General features: G+C 54.4%; 22 protein-coding genes. 11 read left to right on the top strand and 11 right to left on the bottom strand.

The window, feature by feature from the left end; translation table 11 throughout:
• Nucleotides 1–6: 6 nt before the first annotated feature.
• The 4 genes from ACJ9N4_RS02275 to pabB all read right to left on the bottom strand — a co-directional run bounded on the left by ACJ9N4_RS02275 (nucleotide 7) and on the right by pabB (nucleotide 5,215).
• Nucleotides 7–1,605 (bottom strand): EAL domain-containing protein, encoded by a 1,599-nt coding sequence (locus ACJ9N4_RS02275; protein WP_411500214.1) that lies wholly within the window; start codon nucleotides 1,603–1,605, stop codon nucleotides 7–9.
• A gap of 130 nt (nucleotides 1,606–1,735) precedes the next feature.
• Nucleotides 1,736–3,100, bottom strand: a complete 1,365-nt coding sequence (gene sdaA / locus ACJ9N4_RS02270; protein WP_182271773.1) for an L-serine ammonia-lyase — start codon at nucleotides 3,098–3,100, stop codon at nucleotides 1,736–1,738.
• A 183-nt stretch (nucleotides 3,101–3,283) separates the two neighbouring features.
• A complete protein-coding gene (locus ACJ9N4_RS02265) occupies nucleotides 3,284–3,862 on the bottom strand; it encodes a CoA pyrophosphatase (protein WP_182271772.1) in 579 nt (192 codons plus the stop codon).
• Between the two features lie 3 nt (nucleotides 3,863–3,865).
• Complete coding sequence (pabB, locus tag ACJ9N4_RS02260) at nucleotides 3,866–5,215, bottom strand: aminodeoxychorismate synthase component 1 (protein ID WP_395121670.1); 1,350 nt, start codon at nucleotides 5,213–5,215, stop codon at nucleotides 3,866–3,868.
• A gap of 61 nt (nucleotides 5,216–5,276) precedes the next feature.
• On the opposite strand from pabB, the gene ACJ9N4_RS02255 reads away from it, so the two are divergent.
• On the top strand, nucleotides 5,277–5,459 hold the full coding sequence (locus ACJ9N4_RS02255) for a YoaH family protein (protein ID WP_008500497.1): 183 nt from the start codon (nucleotides 5,277–5,279) through the stop codon (nucleotides 5,457–5,459).
• 151 nt (nucleotides 5,460–5,610) lie between these two features.
• Here the strand turns inward: ACJ9N4_RS02255 and ACJ9N4_RS02250 are convergent, their stop codons facing one another.
• Nucleotides 5,611–5,955: a RidA family protein gene (locus ACJ9N4_RS02250; protein ID WP_182271770.1), complete on the bottom strand. Its 345-nt coding sequence runs from the start codon at nucleotides 5,953–5,955 to the stop codon at nucleotides 5,611–5,613.
• Nucleotides 5,956–6,086: 131 nt separating this feature from the next.
• Here ACJ9N4_RS02250 and ACJ9N4_RS02245 point away from each other — a divergent pair, with 131 nt between their 5' ends.
• The 5 genes from ACJ9N4_RS02245 to rnd all read left to right on the top strand — a co-directional run bounded on the left by ACJ9N4_RS02245 (nucleotide 6,087) and on the right by rnd (nucleotide 12,467).
• Nucleotides 6,087–7,997 carry an ATP-dependent DNA helicase gene (locus tag ACJ9N4_RS02245; RefSeq protein ID WP_196390098.1) on the top strand — a complete coding sequence of 637 codons (1,911 nt, stop codon included), beginning with the start codon at nucleotides 6,087–6,089 and terminating at the stop codon, nucleotides 7,995–7,997.
• A gap of 66 nt (nucleotides 7,998–8,063) precedes the next feature.
• Nucleotides 8,064–8,759, top strand: a complete 696-nt coding sequence (tsaB, locus tag ACJ9N4_RS02240; protein WP_182919894.1) for a tRNA (adenosine(37)-N6)-threonylcarbamoyltransferase complex dimerization subunit type 1 TsaB — start codon at nucleotides 8,064–8,066, stop codon at nucleotides 8,757–8,759.
• 38 nt (nucleotides 8,760–8,797) lie between these two features.
• Entirely contained in the window at nucleotides 8,798–9,379 is a 582-nt protein-coding gene (locus ACJ9N4_RS02235) for a Slp family lipoprotein (protein ID WP_182271767.1), read from the top strand.
• Between the two features lie 203 nt (nucleotides 9,380–9,582).
• Nucleotides 9,583–11,268 carry a long-chain-fatty-acid--CoA ligase FadD gene (gene fadD / locus ACJ9N4_RS02230; RefSeq protein WP_182271766.1) on the top strand — a complete coding sequence of 562 codons (1,686 nt, stop codon included), beginning with the start codon at nucleotides 9,583–9,585 and terminating at the stop codon, nucleotides 11,266–11,268.
• Nucleotides 11,269–11,351: 83 nt separating this feature from the next.
• Nucleotides 11,352–12,467, top strand: coding sequence for a ribonuclease D (rnd, locus tag ACJ9N4_RS02225; protein WP_182274529.1), 1,116 nt, complete (start codon nucleotides 11,352–11,354; stop codon nucleotides 12,465–12,467).
• 91 nt (nucleotides 12,468–12,558) lie between these two features.
• Here the strand turns inward: rnd and minE are convergent, their stop codons facing one another.
• Genes minE through minC form a run of 3 tightly spaced genes read right to left on the bottom strand, consistent with a single transcriptional unit; the run spans nucleotide 12,559 to nucleotide 14,372 of the window.
• Nucleotides 12,559–12,825 (bottom strand): cell division topological specificity factor MinE, encoded by a 267-nt coding sequence (minE, locus tag ACJ9N4_RS02220; RefSeq protein ID WP_024909868.1) that lies wholly within the window; start codon nucleotides 12,823–12,825, stop codon nucleotides 12,559–12,561.
• 3 nt (nucleotides 12,826–12,828) lie between these two features.
• Nucleotides 12,829–13,641: a septum site-determining protein MinD gene (gene minD / locus ACJ9N4_RS02215; RefSeq protein WP_182271765.1), complete on the bottom strand. Its 813-nt coding sequence runs from the start codon at nucleotides 13,639–13,641 to the stop codon at nucleotides 12,829–12,831.
• A 23-nt stretch (nucleotides 13,642–13,664) separates the two neighbouring features.
• The gene (minC, locus tag ACJ9N4_RS02210; protein WP_182919895.1) at nucleotides 13,665–14,372 is read right to left on the bottom strand and encodes a septum site-determining protein MinC; all 708 of its coding nucleotides are present in this window, start codon (nucleotides 14,370–14,372) and stop codon (nucleotides 13,665–13,667) included.
• Nucleotides 14,373–14,495: 123 nt separating this feature from the next.
• Between minC and ACJ9N4_RS02205 the strand changes: the two genes are divergently transcribed.
• The 3 genes from ACJ9N4_RS02205 (at nucleotide 14,496) to ACJ9N4_RS02195 (ending at nucleotide 16,012) form a co-directional block, all read left to right on the top strand.
• Nucleotides 14,496–14,771 (top strand): YcgL domain-containing protein, encoded by a 276-nt coding sequence (locus ACJ9N4_RS02205; RefSeq protein WP_182271763.1) that lies wholly within the window; start codon nucleotides 14,496–14,498, stop codon nucleotides 14,769–14,771.
• Between the two features lie 47 nt (nucleotides 14,772–14,818).
• A complete protein-coding gene (locus ACJ9N4_RS02200; RefSeq protein WP_182271762.1) occupies nucleotides 14,819–15,478 on the top strand; it encodes a fumarylacetoacetate hydrolase family protein in 660 nt (219 codons plus the stop codon).
• A gap of 93 nt (nucleotides 15,479–15,571) precedes the next feature.
• A complete protein-coding gene (locus tag ACJ9N4_RS02195) occupies nucleotides 15,572–16,012 on the top strand; it encodes a YcgN family cysteine cluster protein (RefSeq protein ID WP_182271761.1) in 441 nt (146 codons plus the stop codon).
• A gap of 126 nt (nucleotides 16,013–16,138) precedes the next feature.
• Here the strand turns inward: ACJ9N4_RS02195 and dsbB are convergent, their stop codons facing one another.
• Nucleotides 16,139–16,669, bottom strand: coding sequence for a disulfide bond formation protein DsbB (dsbB, locus tag ACJ9N4_RS02190; RefSeq protein WP_032641201.1), 531 nt, complete (start codon nucleotides 16,667–16,669; stop codon nucleotides 16,139–16,141).
• Nucleotides 16,670–16,812: 143 nt separating this feature from the next.
• Nucleotides 16,813–18,351, bottom strand: a complete 1,539-nt coding sequence (nhaB, locus tag ACJ9N4_RS02185) for a sodium/proton antiporter NhaB (RefSeq protein ID WP_182271760.1) — start codon at nucleotides 18,349–18,351, stop codon at nucleotides 16,813–16,815.
• A gap of 200 nt (nucleotides 18,352–18,551) precedes the next feature.
• On the opposite strand from nhaB, the gene fadR reads away from it, so the two are divergent.
• Nucleotides 18,552–19,271 (top strand): fatty acid metabolism transcriptional regulator FadR, encoded by a 720-nt coding sequence (gene fadR, locus ACJ9N4_RS02180; protein WP_182271759.1) that lies wholly within the window; start codon nucleotides 18,552–18,554, stop codon nucleotides 19,269–19,271.
• Between the two features lie 68 nt (nucleotides 19,272–19,339).
• On the opposite strand, the gene ACJ9N4_RS02175 is transcribed toward fadR, so the two are convergent.
• The gene (locus ACJ9N4_RS02175; protein ID WP_182271758.1) at nucleotides 19,340–20,872 is read right to left on the bottom strand and encodes a SpoVR family protein; all 1,533 of its coding nucleotides are present in this window, start codon (nucleotides 20,870–20,872) and stop codon (nucleotides 19,340–19,342) included.
• 320 nt (nucleotides 20,873–21,192) lie between these two features.
• Between ACJ9N4_RS02175 and ACJ9N4_RS02170 the strand changes: the two genes are divergently transcribed.
• A complete protein-coding gene (locus ACJ9N4_RS02170; protein WP_182271757.1) occupies nucleotides 21,193–22,491 on the top strand; it encodes a D-amino acid dehydrogenase in 1,299 nt (432 codons plus the stop codon).
• Nucleotides 22,492–22,499: the final 8 nt, after the last annotated feature.

The following is a 22,499-nucleotide window of genomic DNA, read 5'->3' as shown; positions in this document are numbered from 1 at the left end:
GTCTTCTTAACGCAACGGCATTAAGGGCACGATGTGTCCATTGTGGTGCGCTGGCGGGGGGGAACTCTCCGCCAGCCATTTTGGAAATTCCCGTAGCGGCATTGGTCGCGCATAAAAAAATCCCTGCAGGTTATGCACGCCGTGTCGGCGTAAATACCGCGACTGTTCCTCTGTTTCGACCCCTTCCGCAACCAGCTCAATATTCAACCGCTGACCCAGCGCAATAATAATGTCCGTTACCGTCGAGTTCACGGCATCGGTACCAATTGCCGTGGTGAATGATTTGTCAATTTTCAACACGTCAGGATGGAGTTTTTCGAGCCAGGAAAGTGAACTGTTCCCGGTACCAAAATCATCAATCGCCAGTTTCACGCCTTCGCGATGCAACTCCCGAACAATGCGGTAATCGACGTCGAGCAGGTCGTCGCGTTCGGTCAGTTCAATAACCAGCTGTTGAGTGGGTTTTGCGCTGAACCAGGCGCGGTTCAGATCCTGCAACAGGGTGGCGCGGCGGAAGTGGCTGGCAGCCACGTTTATCCCGATCTGAAAACTGTTTGAGGCCGGAAAATAACCAATCTGACGCACGGTCTCCATGATGACGTAGCGTGTCAGAGGAACAATCAGGTTATGTTCTTCTGCCAGGGGAATAAACACTTCCGGTGAGATCCAGCCCTGTCGCGGGTTATGCCAGCGCAACAGGATCTCGACGCCGATGCAGTCCTGGGTACGGGCATTCACCAGCGGCTGGCAAAAAAGTTCAAATTCCCGTGCCGCGATCCCCATGTTAATTTCCCACGTGAAGCTCATGCGGCGCGCGGTTGCCAGCCAGGCGATATAGCCCAGCAGCAGGCTCAGCATTAACCCCAGCGGTAACTGCGTTGGCAGGTTGATTAACGCCATTTCACCAGGGCCTGGCCCGCTGACCGTAATGGAGAAGGGATAGTGTGTCGACGCCTTCTCCAGAAGCGAATCTCCGTCATCAAAGCTCAGGGTTTCCGTGACCTGTTGACCATAGCGCAGATAATGATCGCCCACGGTCAGCACCACGTCGGTAATCAGCGGGGTCTGTGGCTCGAGTATCATTCTGGTGATGAGATCAATATTGACGATCTCCATCACGCCATCTTCACCGCTCGGGGAAATCGGGGTCCACTGAATCAGAATGGGGCTGCCTTTGAGCAGCCACTGGTCGGTCGACAAAATCAGTTTTGGCTTACTGGCAGGTAAGACCGGTTGAAAATCACGCACGAGGACATTACGGCTGCCGAAAATACTGGAGCAGTACAGGATCCCGTCTTTAATCAGCGCGATGGAGCGAACGGTCTGCAAAATGGCGGCCTGTTTTCGCAAAACCAGATGCACCTGCGGGCAAGGTTCACCCACCAGCGTTTGCAGAAGATTCCGGCGGCGTTCTAATGAAAGCAGCACGTTATCGAGAGAGCGAACGGTATAGCTGGCAAAATCGAGGATCCGCTCCTGATTGGCATTACGCTGTGAAACAAAACGAATACCTAACGTCAGGATGAGCGTAAGGAGCGCAACCGTCACACAGACGATAACGCGTTTTCGGCGATAGTTTTTAATGATCGTTTGTGCATTTTGCATGAACGGTCGCTCTATGCGCTACCAGCCCCAAAAGCCGGAAGCAATAGAGAAAGTGTAGTGGGGAAAGAGGAAGGAGACGAGACGTGAGAGGTAATATCGCCCATCCGTTGCAGATGGGCGAAAGGAAGTATTAGTCGCACTGCACCTTAATGGCCAGACCACCGCGTGACGTTTCGCGGTACTTCGCGTTCATGTCCTTGCCGGTTTCGTACATGGTTTCGATAACCTTATCCAGCGATACGCGAGGTTCGCTGGTACGGCGCATTGCCATACGAGAGGCGTTGATCGCTTTCACTGAGGCAATAGCGTTACGCTCAATACACGGTACCTGTACCTGGCCTGCAACCGGGTCGCAGGTCAGACCGAGGTTATGTTCCATACCGATTTCCGCCGCCACACAGACCTGCTCCGGGCTTGCACCCAGCAGTTCTGCAAGGCCAGCTGCTGCCATAGAACACGCCACGCCCACTTCGCCCTGGCAGCCGACTTCTGCGCCAGAGATGGATGCGTTCATTTTGTACAGCGCGCCAATCGCACCCGCTGCCAGGAAGTAACGGATGTAAATATCCGGGCTGACAGGCTCAATAAAGTGATCGTAATAGGCCAGTACCGCCGGAACGATACCGCATGCGCCGTTGGTAGGCGCAGTTACCACACGGCCACCGGCGGCGTTTTCTTCGTTAACCGCAAGGGCAAACATGTTCACCCAGTCGACCACGTTCATAGGGTCGTTGGAGAATTTGTCCGTTGTCACCAGCATACGACGCAGCGCAGAGGCACGACGCGGCACGCGCAGTGGCCCAGGTAACACACCTTCGGTGTTCATACCGCGGTCGATACAGGCTCGCATGGTCTGCCACACGTTAGCAAAATAGTCTTCAATTTCTTTTTTGCTGTGCAGTGCCAGTTCGTTTTGCATCACCATGCCGGAAAGCGACAGGCCGCTCTCTTTGCAATAACCCAGCATCTCGGTGGCCGATTTAAACGGATACGGCACGCTGACGTCGCCCACGCTCTCTTTGCCAAAGTGCTCTTCATCAACAATGAAGCCACCGCCAATGGAGTAGTAGGTTTTGCTGTAAATCTCTTTTTCGCCGTTAAACGCGTGGATGGTCATCCCGTTTTCGTGCAGCGGCAGGTTGTCGCTGCGAAAACGCATGCCATCATCCTGCGGGAAATCCACTTCGCGCTGGCCGTTTGCCAGCAGCAGGCGACCGCGCGTTTCCACGTCGCGGATGAATGCCGGAATGGCATCAATATCAACGGTGTCCGGCATGTTGCCCGCCAGACCCATAATAATGGCGATATCGGTGTGGTGGCCTTTACCCGTTAATGACAGCGAGCCGTAAACATCCACGGCAACACGGGTAACGCTTTCCAGTAATCCTTTTTCGACCAGATCATCGACGAACTGTTTACCGGCCTTCATCGGGCCTACAGTATGGGAAGACGAAGGGCCAATTCCCACTTTGAACATGTCGAATATACTAATCACTTTCACACTCCTGACAGGGTTACCGGGTTTCCAGTAACGATGTTATAACTGCGCATAGTGTAAGAGGGAACATCGACCTCGGCTTGACTATTCACATGAATTAAACTAATGGATAACCCCTGATTTACTAATGCTGAGACGCACCTCGCAAACTTACGTTAAATTCGCGAATGTAAAGTATAGTCAAGGCTTCAGGCCGATTTGCAGCGCCAGTTCACGAATGATGCCTGCCGTCATGCCCCAGACAAAATAATGCTGATACCAGGACAACCAGACCCGGTGTGCATGACCTCGTCGCTGAATGTCCAGAGGGTGATAGCGCCCGAGACGAAGAGCCTCTTCCAGCGGCATTTCAAACACCGCAGAGACTTCATCGACGCTGGCATGATACTGAAGATCAGGGGGGATAATGCCGACGACCGGCGTGACCTGAAAACCGGTGACACTGTCGACTGGCGGCAGAACACCAATGATCTCGACGACCTCCGGTGGGATCGCGACCTCTTCCTGTGCTTCACGCAGTGCGGCAGCAATCAACGAAGCGTCGGTACTGTCGACAGCCCCCCCCGGGAAAGCAACCTGACCGGCGTGTTTGCGCAAGTGCGGTGAACGCTGTGTCAGCAGTAAACCGGGCTGTTCGCGGCGCACCACCGGGATAAGCACCGCGGCCTGACGGCGATTCAGGGTTTCTCGGCTCACCTGTGGGCGCAAAAGCTGGAAACGCGACAGAAAATCATCCAGCGTCAGGTTCTCTTTCTCCACCCGTTATGTCTCCAGTTGTTGAAGGATACGGTTAACTTTATCAAAGGTTTCCTGATATTCCGCCTGAACTTCGCTATCCGCCACAATTCCGCCACCGGCAGAACAGTAAATATTGCCCGCGCAGGCGGTCAGGGTGCGAATGGTAATGCTGGTATCCAGCGTACCGCAGAGGCTGACATAGCCAATGCTGCCGCACCAGGCGTTGCGGCGGTGTGGCTCGAGTTCATCGATAATCTCCATCGCCCGCACTTTGGGTGCGCCGGTGATGGAGCCTCCCGGAAACGCGGCGCGCAGGAGATCGCAGGCCGTACGCGACGCAGGCAACTGTGCGGTAATGGTGCTGACCAGATGATGCACCGCCGGGAAAGGCTCGACCACGAACAGTTCAGGCACCCGCACGCTTCCCGGCACGGCCACCCGGCCAATATCGTTGCGCATCAGATCCACAATCATCAGGTTTTCGGCGCGGTCTTTTGGTGATGCGGCCAGCTTTTTCGCCTGCAGACGATCGGCTTCAGGGTCTGCCAGACGCGGAAGCGTACCTTTGATCGGGCGGGTCTGAATGGTACCTTCAGCGAGATGAATAAATCGCTCTGGCGAGAGGCTAAGGATTGCGCCCTGTTCCAGACGTAAAAACGCGCTAAACGGTGCCTTGTTACTGGCGTTCAGGCGGGTAAAGGCCTGCCATTCATCACCCTGATACGTCGCCTGAAAGCGCTGGGCGAGGTTGACCTGATAGCAATCACCGCTTTGCAGATACGCCTGAACGCGTGAGAACTTTTGCGCATATTCCTGCGCGGTCATGTTCGAACGCCAGTTCGAGGTCAGGCTGAAGTCTGTTGCTGAAGCCGGTTGTTGTGATTCCAGCCAGGCCAGACGTGCATTTACATCCGAGTGGCTAAGCAGGGAAACCACCTGCCGGTGGTGGTCAACAATTAACGCCCAGTCGTACAGACCTACTGCCATATCCGGCAGCGGGATATCGTCCTGCGCATTATCGGGAAGTGTTTCAAAACGACGGCCTAAATCATAGCCGAACAACCCCAGAGCGCCGCCCTGGAAGGGAAGATCGGGATCCGGGTTTACGGATAAGCCCAGTGCGTCAATGGACTGCTGAAGCAACATCAGCGGATCGTCCGTTGACTGACGCGTCCCAACAGACGTCACCCCGCCGTGGGTTATCAGGGTTTCTACCGGATCGGCAACCAGAATATCAAAACGGCTGTAGGGATGGTCGGCATGACCGGAGTGCAACAGCATCGCGAAAGGAAGGTGGCTCAGGCGAGCAAACCAGAACTCAGCGGCGTCAACACGCCAGGGCAAGGTCATAACAGTGGGGAAGCGCATGTTCATGTGTGGCATACTACCGGGCAGCGTGAAATAATTAGCGCAGACAATTTAGCAGGAGTTGACAATGTTTGCAGGTTTACCTTCTCTGAGCCACGAGCAGCAGCAGAAAGCAGTTGAGCGGATCCAGGAGCTGATGTCCCAGGGGATGAGCAGCGGGCAGGCAATTTCCCAGGTGGCGGAAGAACTTCGCGCCACTCATACCGGTGAGCGGATCGTGGCGCGTTTCGAGGATGAAGACGAAGAATAATCGGGCTTAGAGCTTGGCCCAGTAGGGTTATTAACGCAGGCAGTTTGAACACGGACTGCGCGGAGAAACCGGAGCGTACACGTAGTACGTGAGGATTTCGAGCACTGCCCAGGTTCAAAATGGCAAGCCAAATAGCCCTAATGGGTCAGGCTTAAACTGCCGCGATAATCTTAATCTCTACCTTATATTCCGGTTTCATCAGCGTCGCCTGTACGGTGCAGCGTACAGGCGCGTGACCCGCCACCACCCACGCATCCCAGGCTTTGTTCATCGCCGCAAAATCCGCTTTGTCAGCCAGAAAAAGGGTGGCATCCAGAATGCGGGACTTATTGCTACCCTGTTTTTCCAGTACCTTATCAATCTGTGCAAGGGTGTTCGCCGTCTGCTCGAACGCGTCTGCGTCCAGATTTTCCGGCACGCCGGTGTAATAGAGCGTCTGGTTATGAATTACGACATCAGACCAGCGGGCTTCCGCATCAATGCGCACAATCGTCATAAACGTTTCCTCGTTATTTTCATATCAGGCGGCAAGACTGCCATATTGTTCTCCCGTCGTCACTATTTGGGGTGGCACTGTGACGGATGGGCTGACATAATCCCTGTGCAAAAATACAGTGAGAGAGCACCGTGGCAGACGATTTTTCCCCTGAGGGTCAGTTAGCACAGGCCATTCCCGGCTTTAAGCCGCGTGAACCACAGCGTCAGATGGCGCATGCCGTGGCGCATGCCATCGACAAAGCACAGCCGCTGGTGGTGGAAGCCGGAACCGGTACAGGTAAAACCTATGCATACCTTGCCCCGGCGCTGCGTGCAAAAAAGAAAGTGATCATCTCTACGGGGTCAAAGGCGCTTCAGGACCAGCTCTACAGTCGCGATTTGCCCACGGTGGCAAAAGCGCTGAAATACAAAGGTCGCCTGGCGTTGTTGAAGGGGCGTTCTAACTATATCTGCCTGGAGCGTCTTGAACAGCAGGCGCTGGCGGGCGGTGACCTGCCGGTGCAAACCCTGAGCGATGTCATTATTCTTCGTGCCTGGGCCAATCAGACCGAAGAGGGCGATATCAGCACCTGCGCGAGCGTGCCGGAAGATTCTCCCGCCTGGCCGCTGGTCACCAGCACCAACGACAACTGCCTTGGCAGCGACTGCCCACTGTATAAAGACTGTTTTGTGGTAAAAGCACGTAAAACCGCGATGGATGCGGATGTCGTGGTGGTTAACCATCATCTGTTCCTCGCGGATATGGTGGTCAAAGACAGCGGCTTTGGTGAGCTCATACCGGAAGCGGAAGTGATGATCTTTGACGAAGCCCACCAGCTACCGGATATCGCCAGCCAGTATTTTGGTCAGTCACTTTCCAGCCGTCAGTTGCAGGATCTGGCGAAAGATTTCACCATTGCCTATCGCACTGAATTAAAAGACACCCAGCAACTGCAAAAATGTGCCGACCGCCTGGCGCAGAGTGCGCAGGATTTCCGCCTGCAGCTTGGGGAACCGGGCTACCGGGGTAATCTGCGCGAGCTACTGGCAGACAGCAATATCCAGCGTGCGTTGTTATTGCTGGATGATGCTCTGGAACTTTGCTACGACGTGGCGAAACTGTCACTTGGCCGTTCAGCGTTGCTGGATGCCGCCTTTGAGCGCGCCACGCTCTACCGGGGGCGGCTCAAAAGGCTAAAAGAGATCAACCAGCCGGGCTTTAGCTACTGGTATGAATGTACCTCTCGCCATTTTACGCTGGCCCTGACGCCGCTGACCGTAGCAGATAAATTCAAAGAGGTGATGACGCAAAAGCCGGGGAGCTGGATATTCACCTCCGCTACGCTGTCGGTCAATGACGATCTGCACCACTTTACTGAACGTCTGGGGATTGAGCAGGCAGAATCACTGCTCCTGCCAAGCCCGTTTGATTATGAAAAACAGGCGTTGCTCTGTGTTCCACGCAATCTGCCGTTACCTAACCAGCCGGGCGCAGCGCGCCTGCTGGCGGCGATGCTGAAACCCATGATTGAGGCCAACAACGGTCGCTGTTTTATGCTCTGCACCTCTCACGCCATGATGCGTGACCTGGCCGAACAGTTCCGTGCCACCATGACGCTGCCGGTACTGCTTCAGGGTGAAACCAGCAAAGGGCAACTGCTTCAGCAGTTTGTCAGCGCGGGTAATGCCCTGCTGGTAGCAACCAGTAGTTTCTGGGAAGGGGTGGACGTGCGCGGCGATACGCTCTCTCTGGTGATCATCGATAAACTGCCGTTTACCTCCCCGGACGATCCGCTGCTGAAAGCGCGAATGGAGGACTGCCGTCTGCGTGGGGGCGATCCTTTCGATGAAGTTCAACTGCCGGATGCGGTGATCACCCTTAAACAAGGGGTAGGGCGTCTGATCCGTGACGTAGATGACCGGGGTGTGCTGGTCATTTGCGATAACCGGCTGGTGATGCGTCCATACGGAGCGACGTTCCTGGCAAGCCTGCCGCCTGCCCCCCGCACGCGGGACATTAAGCGCGCGGTTCGTTTCCTGGCAAACCCAACGGCGGAGTAATTTGCCCCGGAGTGTGCTAAGATGCGCGCCATTTTGTGACTGACCATTGCGAGAGCGCGACAACTGATGCGAATTCTGGCTATTGATACCGCTACAGAGGCCTGTTCTGTTGCCCTGTGGAACGACGGTGTTATCTCTGCTCATTTCGAAGAGTGCCCACGGGAACATACCCAACGTATTCTGCCCCTGGTCAAAGCGATTTTGACTACGGGCGATACCTCCTTAACCGACCTTGATGCACTGGCCTATGGCCGGGGCCCCGGCAGCTTTACGGGCGTACGCATCGGGATTGGGATTGCACAGGGGCTGGCGCTGGGCGCTGAGTTGCCCATGATTGGCGTCTCCACGCTGGCAACAATGGCGCAGGGCGCATGGCGCATGACCGGCGCAACACGTGTGCTGGCGGCAATTGATGCCCGCATGGGCGAAGTCTACTGGGCTGAATACACCCGCGATGAGCAGGGCGTGTGGCACGGTGAAGAGACCGAAGCGGTACTTAAGCCTGAAGCGGTGACCGAACGGCTGAAACAGCTGTCCGGCGAGTGGGCGATGGTTGGCACGGGCTGGCCGGCATGGCCTGACATGGCGAATGACACCGGGTTAACGCTGGTGGAAGGCAACATGTTGCTGCCAGCCGCCGAAGATATGCTTCCTATTGCCTGTCAGCTGCTTGCAGCAGGAAAAACCGTTGCAGTTGAACATGCTGAACCGGTTTATTTGCGAAACACCGTCGCGTGGAAGAAACTTCCGGGCCGCGAGTGAATCTCAGTAACAGGAACTGAGAAATAAGGAGTCGCATCATGGCGGTTCAGACTACAGTAGTACGCCTTATTATGGCTGGCGTGGTGGCCATTACACTGAGCGGATGTGTCACCGTTCCTGACGCGATAAAGGGAAGTAGTCCTACACCACAACAGGATCTGGTGCGCGTAATGAATGCGCCTGAACTGTATGTTGGTCAGGAAGCCCGCTTCGGCGGCAAGGTGGTTGAGGTGTTAAACCAGCAGGGGAAAACCCGTCTGGAGATCGCCACCGTACCGCTGGATAGCGGCGCGCGGCCAGTACTGGGTGAGGCGTCTCGCGGGCGCATTTATGCGGATGTCAGCGGGTTCCTCGATCCGGTCGATTTTCGCGGTCAGCTGGTCACTGTCGTTGGGCCTATTACCGGAACGGTACAAGGCAAAATCGGCAATACGCCGTACAAATTCATGACCATGCAGGTAAACGGCTACAAGCGCTGGCGGATTGAACAACAGATTGTGATGCCGCCACAGCCTATGGATCCGTGGATGTGGGGGCCGCACCCATACCGCTATGGTTACCCTGGCTGGGGCTGGTACAACCCGGGTCCCGCACAGGTTCAAACGATTGTAACCGAGTAACTTACTGTTATTGTTAGGAAAGAGACAGCGGCTCGGCCGCTGTCTCTGTTTTTTTACGGACAAAACGAAAAAAAAGAGTGACGCGCTTCGCAACCTTAAATCTGAACAATTAATAAACTGGTACGCTGAGTTAATATAATGTTAACAAACTGTTTATTATCGGGGTTGTGATGACGACGAACACTCATTTCAGAGGTGATGCATTGAAGAAGGTTTGGCTTAACCGTTATCCCGCAGATGTTCCGGCGGAGATCAATCCTGACCGTTATCAATCCCTGGTTGAATTATTTGAAAATTCAGTCACGCGTTACGCCGATCAGCCTGCGTTCGTAAACATGGGCGAGGTAATGACGTTTCGCAAGCTGGAAGAGCGCAGCCGCGCCTTTGCTGCTTACCTGCAGGAAGGGCTGGGGCTACAGAAGGGGGACCGCGTCGCATTAATGATGCCGAACTTGCTGCAATACCCGGTGGCGTTGTTTGGCATCCTGCGAGCCGGGATGATCGTTGTGAACGTTAACCCTCTGTATACCCCGCGTGAGCTGGAGCATCAGCTGAATGACAGCGGTGCGGCCGCGATCGTCATTGTTTCTAACTTCGCCCATACGCTGGAAAAAGTCGTCGACAAAACCCAGGTCAAACACGTCATTCTGACGCGAATGGGCGATCAGCTCTCTACCGCTAAAGGGACGCTGGTTAACTTCGTCGTAAAATACATCAAACGACTGGTACCGAAATACCATCTGCCGGATGCCATCTCATTCCGTCGCGCACTGCATGCGGGTTATCGTATGCAATACGTGAAGCCGGAGGTGGTGCCGGAAGATCTCGCCTTCCTGCAATACACCGGGGGCACCACCGGTGTTGCCAAAGGCGCGATGTTGACCCACCGCAACATGCTGGCAAACCTGGAGCAGGTCAACGCAACCTATGGGCCGTTGCTGCACCGTGGTAAAGAGCTGGTGGTCACGGCGCTTCCGCTGTATCACATTTTCGCCCTGACCATGAACTGCTTGCTGTTTATCGAGCTGGGTGGTCAGAACCTGCTTATCACCAACCCGCGTGATATCCCGGGGCTGGTCAAAGAGCTGGCGAAATATCCGTTCACGGCCATGACGGGGGTGAATACCCTGTTTAACGCACTGCTTAACAACAAAGAGTTCCAGCAGCTTGATTTTTCCACGCTGCACCTCTCTGCGGGCGGTGGGATGCCTGTTCAGCAGGCGGTGGCGGAGCGCTGGGTGAAGCTCACCGGCCAGTATTTGCTGGAAGGCTATGGGCTGACAGAGTGTGCGCCGTTGGTCAGTGTGAACCCGCATGATATCGACTACCACAGCGGAAGCATTGGCCTGCCGGTACCGTCGACGGAAGCCAAACTGGTGGATGACGACGATAACGAAGTAGCTCCGGGTGAACCCGGTGAGCTGTGTGTCAGAGGCCCGCAGGTGATGCTGGGTTACTGGCAGCGTCCGGATGCCACTGATGAGATAATCAAAAACGGCTGGCTGCATACGGGTGATATCGCTGTGATGGACGATGAAGGCTTCCTGCGTATTGTCGACCGTAAAAAAGACATGATCCTTGTCTCTGGTTTCAACGTCTATCCGAATGAAATCGAAGACGTGGTCATGCAGCACAACGGTGTACGGGAAGTGGCGGCCGTTGGCGTCCCTTCTGGCAGCAGCGGTGAGGCGGTGAAGATTTTTGTGGTCAAGAAAGATCCTTCGCTGAATGAGGAAGAACTGATAACGTTCTGCCGCCGTCAATTGACCGGTTACAAGGTGCCGAAGCTGGTTGAGTTCCGCGATGAGCTGCCGAAATCGAATGTCGGGAAGATATTACGACGAGAATTACGTGACGAAGCCCGTGGCAAAGTAGACAATAAGGCCTGAGCTTCACGCTAATCGCCCAGACGCCGGTTAAGCCGGCGTTTTTTATGGGCGCAAACAAAAGAGAAACCGTTTTGAATTACCAGATGATCACTACCAATGACGAGCTGGCTTCGCTGTGCGAGGTTACGCGCGACTTTCCTGCCATTGCCCTGGATACCGAGTTTGTTCGTACCCGGACGTATTATCCGCAGTTGGGTCTGATTCAGATGTTCGACGGCAAACGCGTCTCGCTGATCGACCCTCTTGGTATCACCGACTGGACGCCAATGCGTGAATTGCTGCTCGATCCTGCCGTGACGAAATACCTGCATGCAGGCAGTGAAGATCTGGAAGTGTTCCTGAATACCTTTGGCATCATGCCGCAACCGTTAATTGATACGCAGATCCTTGCTGCGTTCAGCAATCGCCCGCTTTCATGGGGATTTGCCGCAATGGTTGAGGAGTATACCGGCCTGACGCTGGATAAGAGTGAATCCCGTACCGACTGGCTGGCACGCCCGCTGACGGAGCGTCAGCTTGATTACGCCGCGGCAGACGTGTTTTACCTGCTGCCAATTGCCGGGCAGTTGATGAAAGAGGCGGAAGCTTCAGGTTGGTTACCTGCGGCCCTGGATGAGTGCCGTATGACGCAGTTGCGTCGTCAGGATGTGGTTGATCCGAAAGAGGCCTGGCGTGATATCAGCAACGCGTGGCAGTTACGTACGCGTCAGCTGGCCTGCCTGCAATTACTGGCTGACTGGCGTCTGCGTAAAGCGCGTGAACGCGATCTGGCCGTCAACTTCGTGGTCCGCGAAGAACACCTCTGGGCCGTTGCGCGCTATATGCCGGGCAGCATGGGTGAGCTCGACAGCATCGGACTTTCGGGCAGCGAAATTCGTTTCCACGGTAAAACCCTGCTTGCGCTGGTGGCAAAAGCGCAGCAAACGCCGGATGAGGAACTGCCGGAACCACTGCTGAATCTGATGGATATGCCGGGCTATCGCAAGGCGTTTAAAGAGATCAAAGCGCTGGTGCAGGAGGTTGCAACGGAAAGCAAGCTGGGGGCTGAATTACTGGCATCACGTCGTCAGATTAACCAGCTACTGAACTGGCACTGGAAGCTGAAGCTACAGAATGGATTGCCGGAACTGATGGCAGGCTGGCGTGGCGAATTGATGGCCGATCGCCTCAATACGCTGCTGGAAGGGTACCCACGCTGATAAACCTGTAGCCCCGGTAAGCGCAACGCGCCGCCGGGGGAATTACCGGGCGACGCGTTGCGTGCCCGGCCTACACAATCAACACATGCGACTAACGCGACTCTTCCGCTTCTGGTAGCGTCACGTTCAGCTCCAGAATCGAAATATCCCCGTCTTTTTGCTCCAGTTGCACGGTGACCATCTCCGGGTCAATCTGCACATACTTACAGATCACTTCCAGGATGTCCTTACGCAGCTGTGGCAGGTAGTGTGGCTCGGCGTCACTACGACGACGCTCCGCAACGATGATTTGCAGACGTTCTTTTGCGATGTTGGCGGTGTTCTTTTTCCGCGAGAGAAAAAAGTCCAGTAATGCCATAATTTATCCTCCGAACAGGCGTTTGAGGAAACCTTTCTTCTCTTCTTCAATGAAGCGGAAAGGACGTTCTTCTCCCAGCAGGCGGTCAACGGTATCCGCGTAAGCTTTACCCGCATCTGCCAGCGTATCCAGGATAACAGGCTCACCCTGGTTAGAGGCACGTAACACGGATTGGTCTTCCGGGATCACGCCGACCAGTTTGATGCGCAGGATCTCCAGCACGTCTTCCATGCTCAGCATGTCACCTTTGTTCACGCGGCCCGGGTTATAGCGGGTCAACAGCAGGTGCTCTTTAATCGGGTCTTCGCCATTTTCCGCACGTCGGGATTTAGAGGCGAGAATACCCAGAATTCGGTCAGAGTCACGAACGGATGAGACTTCAGGGTTAGTGGTGATGATCGCTTCATCAGCGAAGTAGAGCGCCATCAGCGCACCGGTTTCGATACCGGCAGGGGAGTCGCAGACCACAAAGTCGAACTCCATTTTTTTCAGTTCACCGAGTACGGTTTCCACGCCTTCACGGGTCAGCGCGTCTTTGTCACGCGTCTGAGAGGCCGGGAGGATGTAGAGATTCTCGGTGCGCTTGTCTTTAATCAGCGCCTGGTTAAGCGTTGCATCGCCCTGAATGACGTTAACGAAATCATACACAACGCGACGTTCACAACCCATGATCAGGTCGAGGTTACGCAGGCCGATATCGAAATCAATAACGACGGTTTTCTTTCCCTTCTGGGCCAAACCAGTAGCGATGGCCGCGCTGGAGGTGGTCTTGCCAACGCCTCCTTTACCCGAAGTAACAACAATAATGCGTGCCATAGAAATTCCTTGTTAAAAAGGGATCAATTCAACGGTTGAACGGTCAACGCGTCATCTGCCAGTCGCAGACGAGCCGCTTTGCCATAAAATTCGGCTGGGATCTTGTCGCTCAGCCAATATTCACCTGCGATGGACACCAGTTCCGCCGTCAGGTGAGTACAAAATATTTGTGCATCCCGGTCACCACTTGCACCTGCGAGCGCACGCCCACGCATCATACCGTAGACGTGAATGTTGCCATCCGCAATCAGTTCTGCGCCAGCGCTGACGTGGCTTGTAACAATCAGATCACAGTTTGGTGCATAAATACGCTGACCGGAACGAACCGGCACATCAATCATTCGTGTTTTTGTGACGGGTGTAACGCTTTGCACCGGAGGAGGGGGCGTTTGCGCTGCGGCAGGAGCCGGGCGAGGGGCTTTTTCTTTGCCCTCGGTCAACAGCGGCAGTCCCGCACGGTCAATCTCTGCTTTCAGTTCCGCATCTTTACAGCCACTGATGCCCACAATGCGCAATCCGGTTGAGGAGACGGCCTGCTGGAGACGTGTCCAGTTAACCGGGGTATCCAGACCACTGACATTGATAACGACAGGCGCGTGCTTCAGAAAGGCGGGAGCCTGAGCGATTTTGTCTTCTAACGCCTGACGAATAACCTCGGGTTTTGCATCATGCAAATGTACCACTGATAAGGTGAAGCTACTGCCTTTAAGCTCGATGGGCGTGTTTGACATCCTGGCCTTACTCAATTTGCTATTAACCGCAACAACTCGCTGCGATATTCCGAAGAGTATCAGGCATGTTATAGTCAGGAGTATATTGAGGCAAGCAACCACCCATTAATTCAGAGTAAAAACATGTTTTGTGTGATCTACAGAAGTACAAGCCGTGACCAGACTTATCTTTATGTCGAAAAGAAAGACGACTTTTCCCGCGTGCCTGAAGAATTAATGAAGAGCTTTGGCCGTCCTCAGCTGGCGATGTTGCTGCCGCTCGACGGGCGTAAGAAACTGGTGAATGCCGATCTGGAAAAAGTGAAAACGGCATTAGCCGGGCAAGGCTATTATTTACAGCTTCCACCACCACCCGAGAATTTATTAAAACAGCATCTTGAGGTGAACGGAAAAAAATAGTCCCGAACGCTTCCGGGCACAACATATCAACCGTTTAGGGGTCGACCATGTATCAACATCATAACTGGCAAGGTGCATTACTGGATTATCCCGTCAGCAAAGTGGTCTGCGTTGGCAGCAATTATGCCAAACACATTCAGGAGATGGGCAGCGCGACGCCAGAAGAGCCGGTGCTGTTCATCAAACCGGAAACGGCACTTTGCGATATCCGCCAGCCGCTGGCGCTGCCGCAGGGGCTGGGAGCCGTTCATCATGAAGTGGAGCTGGCCGTGCTGATTGGCGCGACCCTGCGCCAGGCTCCGGAAGCGCATGTGCAAAAAGCGATTGCCGGTTATGGCGTGGCGCTGGATCTGACCCTGCGAGATGTACAGGGTAAAATGAAGAAAGCCGGACAACCGTGGGAAAAAGCCAAAGGGTTTGATAACGCCTGCCCAATCTCTGGTTTTGTTCCCGTGAGTGAGTTTACGGGCGATCCGCAGGACACCACGCTCAGCCTTAAGGTCAACGGTGAGATCCGTCAGCAGGGCACGACGGCAGACATGATCCACAAAATTGTACCGCTGATTGCCTACATGAGCCGTTTCTTCACCCTGAAGCCGGGCGATGTGATCCTGACCGGTACGCCAGAAGGCGTTGGCCCGCTGACCAGCGGCGACGAGCTGGACGTGAGTTTTAACGGTCTGTCGCTGAAAACCCGCGTGCTGTAAAAGCATCTTGCCGTCTTAAGAGGGCGGCAAAACTTGCATCAACGTGCCAGACTCGCTATAAGGTGCGCTTTCTTTTGACGTGTGGACATCCTGATGAACGACATTCCTTTCTGGCAAAGCAAAACTCTCGACGACATGACCGATGTGGAGTGGGAATCGTTATGTGACGGCTGCGGGCAGTGTTGCCTGCATAAGCTGATGGATGAAGACACTGACGAAATCTATTTTACCAACGTTGCCTGCAAACAGCTGAATATCAAAACCTGTCAGTGCCGCAACTATGAGCGCCGTTTCGAATATGAGCCGGACTGCATCAAGTTAACCCGTGAGAACCTGCCTACCTTCGAGTGGCTGCCGCATACCTGCGCCTATCGCCTGCTGGCGGAAGGAAAGGATCTCCCGGCATGGCATCCGCTGCTGACAGGCTCGAAGGTGGCGATGCACGGGGAGCGGATCTCCGTACGCCATATTGCAGTGAAAGAGTCTGACGTGCGGGACTGGGAAGATCACATCATGAATCACCCCAACCGCTGATTATAAAAAACCCGCCGAAGCGGGTTTTTTTATGGGGTATGTCTGTTCCGATGCCTTCAACCCAACCTTCTCCTGCGGGAGAGGGCGAAAACACTAAAAACGGCAACCGAAGTGACCGTTTTACGTTTACCTGCCGAAAAGATCGCGTTTCTTCGGTTTGAACGGCTGAGCAATCAGCACCAGCAGTGCCACAACGAAGTAAGCAACAAAAATACCCACCAGCCACTGTGGCATCTCCAGTGTCAGGAATTCCCACTGACGAACGGAGCAGTCACCGGACGCCACAAACACCTGCGGCAGCCATTTATCCAGTGGCAGCCAGCTCGGGAAGCGGGCGGCGAAATCACAGGTCATAAACGGTGACGGATGCAGCTGCATCATGGTGTGCTGCCAGGAAAGTTCGATGCCTTTCCAGGCGCTGTAAAGCCAGATTGCAATCCCGGCATAGCGCAACGGCGATTTTGGGGCAATCGCACCCACCAGACCGGCACCCATAATGCCGAACAGTGCGCAACGCTCGTAGATACACAGCACGCAAGGTTTTAGCCCCATCACATGCTGGAACCACAGCGCGACCATTTCCAGCGCAAAGGCGGTCAGGGCCATTAACAACCACGCTCCGCGACCGCGGGAGCACTGGTTCAAAAATCTCAACATAATCATTTCCCTGGAACATGCTTAGAAAGCGCAGTGTAAACGAATTCGTTTTTCACGCCACCTGTACCTGACGAATTAAAACGTAATTGGATGTTTATCATGCGAAAAGGCAAACGGGCAGCGTGCTGCCCGGGATTCATATTTTACTGCGCCGCAAGTATACCCGCTTGTATCAACCATTGCGTATAAGGAATGAGGGTAATTTTGATGCACAGCAATCCTGTGACAGTCAGCACCAGCGTATAGGGCAGCGCCATCCACACCATACGGCCATAAGAGAGGCGAATGAGTGGCGCAAGGGCTGAGGTCAGCAGGAACAGGAATGCAGCTTGTCCGTTTGGCGTCGCCACCGAGGGCAGGTTCGTCCCGGTGTTGATTGCCACTGCGAGCAATTCAAATTGCCCGGCGCTGATACCCCCGTTCGCCATCGCCGCTTTGGCCTCATTGATATACACCGTCCCGACGAACACGTTGTCGGAAATTGATGAGAGCAGGCCGTTGAACAGGTAAAAGAGCGATAGCTGGGCATCGGGCGCGGCTTTCAGTACGAAAGCGATCAGTGGAGAGAACAGCTGTTGGTCGATAATTACCGCCACAACCGCAAAAAACACCGCCAGCAGCGCGGTAAACGGCAGGGCTTCCGTGAAGGCTTTGCCAATGGCATGCTCGTCCGTCACGCCGGTAAAGGTGGTGGCCAGGATAATGACCGACAGGCCGATTAAGCCAACTTCAGCAAGATGAAAAGCCAGCGCGGCAATCAGCCAGATGCCGATAATACCCTGCGCGACTAAACGCAGCGTCTCCTGACGCGTGCGCTGGCTGCGGCTTTGCAGATCGAATTTCTGGAGTTCCTGGCGTACCGGTTCCGGGAGGGTTGCACCATAGCCAAAGACCCGGAATTTCTCCAGCAGCACACAGGTGAGCAAACCACAAATCAGCACCGGTACGCTAACCGGGGCCATCCGCAGGAAAAATTCACCGAAATGCCAGCCTGCGGCTTTGGCAATGATCAGGTTTTGCGGCTCACCCACCATTGTCATCACGCCACCCAGTGCGGTACCCACGCCGGCATGCATCATCAGACTGCGCAGGAATGCGCGGAACTGCTCCAGCACTTCCCGGTGCCAGGTATCAACCTGACTGTCGTCCAGCAGGTCATCCCCGGGGCGCGAGGAAGCCACCCGGTGATAAATCCCGTAAAACCCCACGGCGACGCTGATCACGACGGCAACCACCGTCAGTGCATCCAGGAAGGCTGAAAGGAACGCGGCTGCCAGGCAGAAGGCCAGCGATAATAACGTTTTGGAGGAGATGCTTAATAACAACCGGGTAAAAATAAACAGCAGGAGCTGCTTCATAAAGTAGATCCCGGCGACCATAAACATCAGCAACAGCAGGACTTCAAGATTTGACGCCAGCTCCTCTTTCACATGTTCTGCGCTGGTCATGCCAATCACGACGGCCTCGAACGCCAGCAGTCCACCGGAGAGCAACGGATAACATGTCAGCGCCATCGCCAGCGTGAAGATAAATTCAGCGACCAGTAGCCATCCGGCAATAAACGGGTTCACAACGAAAATAACAGGATTAACAACCAGGAATACCAGCAGTATCAGTTTGTACCAGTCGGGAGACTGGCCTAAAAAGTTGCGCCACAGCGCGCGCCCGAATGACATTTCCACGACAGACTATCTTCCCCGTCAAATAAGACAAAGCACAAGTATACGCAAAAATCGTCTCCGGGAGGGCGACAAAGCGGTCTGTAAATTTCATCAAAATTAAACGGCGATCCCTCTTTTCTCGCTTTCCTGCGCTATCTGCCTCTGCATGCCTCTGGTATGATGAGTGCAATTTGCTAAAGCTGTGTAATGGAAATCTCACTATGGTTATTAAGGCGCAGAGCCCGGCGGGTTTCGCGGAAGAGTACATCATTGAAAGCATCTGGAATAATCGTTTCCCTGCAGGATCCATTCTTCCGGCTGAACGCGAACTCTCTGAACTGATTGGCGTCACTCGCACCACGCTGCGAGAAGTGCTCCAGCGACTGGCGCGTGATGGCTGGTTGACGATCCAGCACGGTAAGCCAACAAAAGTGAATAACTTCTGGGAAACCTCCGGGCTGAATATTCTTGAAACGCTGGCACGTCTTGACCACGAAAGTGTGCCACAGCTGATCGATAACCTGCTCTCTGTGCGTACCAATATCGCGACAATCTTTATTCGTACTGCATTTCGTCAGCACCCGGAAGATGCGCTTGCGGTTCTGGCCAGCGCGAATGCAATAGAAGATCATGCCGATGCCTTTGCCACCCTCGATTACAATGTATTCCGTGGGTTAGCGTTTGCCTCCGGCAACCCGATTTACGGTCTCATCCTGAATGGAATGAAAGGGTTGTACACCCGCATTGGGCGTCACTATTTCGCCAACCCGGAAGCCCGTAGCCTGGCGCTGGGGTTCTATCACAAGCTGGGCGAACTGTGTTCCTCTGGTCTGCACGACCAGGTTTACGAAACGGTGCGTCGCTACGGTCACGACTCCGGTGAAATCTGGCATCGTATGCAGAAAACGCTGCCGGGTGATTTAGCGATTCAGGGTCGCTAAAAGAAAAAACCTCTCGTCTGAGAGGTTTTTTTTCGCCCGGTAAGCAGAGTGCCACCGGGCAAACAGCGTTAAAGCGTATTCAACCGCGCCGGGCAGCGTTCCAGCAGCTCTACGCTGCCATCCTCATTCTGCTGCTCCAGCAGTACATCAAACCCCCACAGGCGATGCACATGCTTCAGCACCTCTTTGCGCCCTTTATCCAGCGGCGCGCGGTTGTGCGGAATGTAGCGTAACGTCAGAGAGCGGTCACCGCGCAGATCCACATTCCATACCTGAATGTTTGGCTCAAGGTTGCTCAGGTTGTACTGGGAAGAGAGGCGAGAGCGGATCTCACGGTATCCCTCTTCGTTATGAATTGCCGAAATCTCCAGGTAGTTATTGCGGTCATCATCCAGCACGGTGAAGAAGCGGAAATCACGCATGATTTTCGGCGACATAAACTGGCTGATGAAGCTCTCATCCTTAAAGTCGCGCATCGCAAAATGCAGCGTTTCCAGCCAGTCCGAACCGGCAATATCCGGGAACCAGTATTTGTCTTCGTCCGTTGGCGACTGGCAGATGCGTTTAATATCCTGGAACATGGCAAAGCCAAGCGCATATGGGTTAATACCGCTGTACCACGGGCTGTTGTAAGGGGGCTGGAACACCACATTGGTGTGGCTGTGCAGGAATTCCATCATGAACCGCTCGGTGACTTTCCCTTCGTCATAGAGGTGATTAAGGATGGTGTAGTGCCAGAACGTCGCCCAGCCTTCGTTCATCACCTGCGTCTGTTTCTGCGGGTAGAAGTACTGGCTCACCTTGCGCACGATGCGCAGGATCTCACGCTGCCATGACTCCAGCAATGGGGCGTTTTTCTCCATAAAGTAAAGCAGGTTTTCCTGTGGCTCAGACGGATAGCGCCGCGCCTCGGCGACCGCTTTTTCCTCTTCACGCTTCGGCAGGGTACGCCACAGCATATTCACCTGGCTTTGCAGATACTCTTCGCGGCTTTTCTGCCGGGCTTTCTCCTCCTGCAGGGAGATTTTCTGTGGCCGTTTGTAACGGTCGACGCCGTAGTTCATCAGCGCGTGACAGGAGTCGAGCAGTTTCTCCACTTCATCCACGCCGTAGCGTTCTTCGCAGTCGGTAATGTATTTGCGGGCGAAGATCAGGTAATCAACGATTGAGCTGGCATCCGTCCAGCTACGGAACAGATAGTTATTTTTGAAGAACGAGTTGTGCCCGTAGCAGGCATGCGCCATCACCAGCGCCTGCATGGTAATGGTGTTCTCTTCCATCAGATAAGCAATACACGGATTGGAGTTGATGACAATCTCATACGCCAGTCCCTGCTGGCCGTGTTTATACAAGCGCTCGGTTTCAATGAATTTTTTACCAAACGACCAGTGTGGATAGTTAATCGGCATCCCGACGCTGGAGTAGGCATCCATCATCTGTTCGGACGTAATGACTTCAATTTGATGGGGATAGGTATCCAGGCGATACAACTTTGCTACCCGGTCGATCTCGGCGAGGTAGACATCCAGCAGCTCGAAGGTCCAGTCGGGTCCATCGCTCAGACGTGTGTTGTCCTTGGATATGGAATCAATAGTAGCCATTAGCGCGCCCTCGTTGTTGGTGCTCTCTCTGTCTGGAGAGCCTCCTTTCAAGCATAGAACAACGTGTTAAAAAGCGTGCTGGCGCAGAAATTTTTTCTTTGCGATTTCCCGTTTTTGATACGGCAAAAAAACCGGTATCAACAGTATTTTATGCTGGTTAAAAATAACGCGCAGCAGGAGATGCCAAATAAGCGCTATCCCCGTATGCAGGGGAAGATGTGAGGTAAGTCACCATAAAAAAGTCATATGTTGAATAATATTTTCAACTAGGTTATCAATCTGTAATTAGATGATTGTTCTTTTGCACATATGGGGTAGCTATGCGTGTTGTCATACTGGGAAGTGGTGTCGTTGGCGTAACCAGCGCCTGGTATTTAAGTCAGGCGGGACATGAGGTTACCGTTATCGACAGGGAACCCGGCCCGGCGCTGGAAACCAGCGCGGCGAATGCCGGGCAAATCTCACCGGGCTATGCGGCACCGTGGGCGGCTCCCGGCGTCCCGTTGAAGGCGATCAAGTGGATGTTCCAGCGTCATGCACCGCTGGCGATCAGCCTGGACGGCACGCAGTTCCAGCTTAAGTGGATGTGGCAGATGCTGCGCAACTGCGATACCCGGCATTACATGGAAAACAAAGGGCGCATGGTGCGTCTGGCGGAATACAGTCGTGACTGCCTGAAAGCCTTGCGCGCCTCGACCGGTATTGAGTATGAAGGCCGTCAGGGGGGAACACTGCAGTTGTTCCGTACGGCACAACAGTATGAAAACGCCACCCGCGATATTGCCGTACTTGAAGATGCTGGCGTACCGTATCAACTGCTGGAAGCCAGCCAACTGGGGCAGGTAGAGCCTGCACTGGCGGAAGTGGCGCATAAGCTGACCGGGGGGCTGCGTTTACCTAACGATGAAACCGGCGACTGCCAGCTCTTTACTCAGCGTCTGGCGCACATGTGCGAACAGGCGGGGGTGAAATTCCGGTTTAACACCTCTGTCGACAAGTTGCTGTCGGAAGGGGAAAACCTCTACGGCGTGAAGTGCGGTGAAGAGGTGATCAAAGCCGACGCGTACGTCATGGCGTTTGGCTCATACTCCACCGCCATGCTGAAAGGCATTCTCGATATTCCGGTATATCCGCTGAAAGGCTACTCGCTGACGATCCCGGTGAAAGAGGAAAGCGGTGCCCCTGTATCGACCATTCTGGATGAAACCTACAAAATCGCCATTACCCGTTTCGATAACCGCATCCGTGTGGGCGGTATGGCGGAGATCGTCGGCTTTAACACCGAGCTGCTGCAACCGCGTCGTGAAACGCTGGAGATGGTGGTGGGCGATCTCTTCCCGCGCGGTGGGTTTGTTGAGCAGGCAACGTTCTGGACTGGTCTGCGTCCAATGACACCTGACGGTACGCCAATTGTGGGCCGCACGCCGTTTAAAAATCTGTGGACGAATACCGGGCACGGTACCCTCGGCTGGACGATGGCCTGTGGTTCGGGACAATTGTTGAGCGACCTGATCTCCGGGCGCACGCCGGCCATTCCGTTTGATGATTTAAGTGCCGCGCGCTATCAATCAGGGTTCACCCCATCGCGTCCACAGCACCTGCACGGCGCGCATAATTAACATAAGGA

Source organism: Enterobacter sp. LM3 (assembly GCF_046622475.1).
Classification (GTDB): Bacteria; Pseudomonadota; Gammaproteobacteria; order Enterobacterales; family Enterobacteriaceae; genus Enterobacter; species Enterobacter cloacae_P.
The sequence above is the reverse complement of the archived record's forward strand: the minus strand, read 5'-3'. Positions and strand labels throughout refer to the sequence as shown.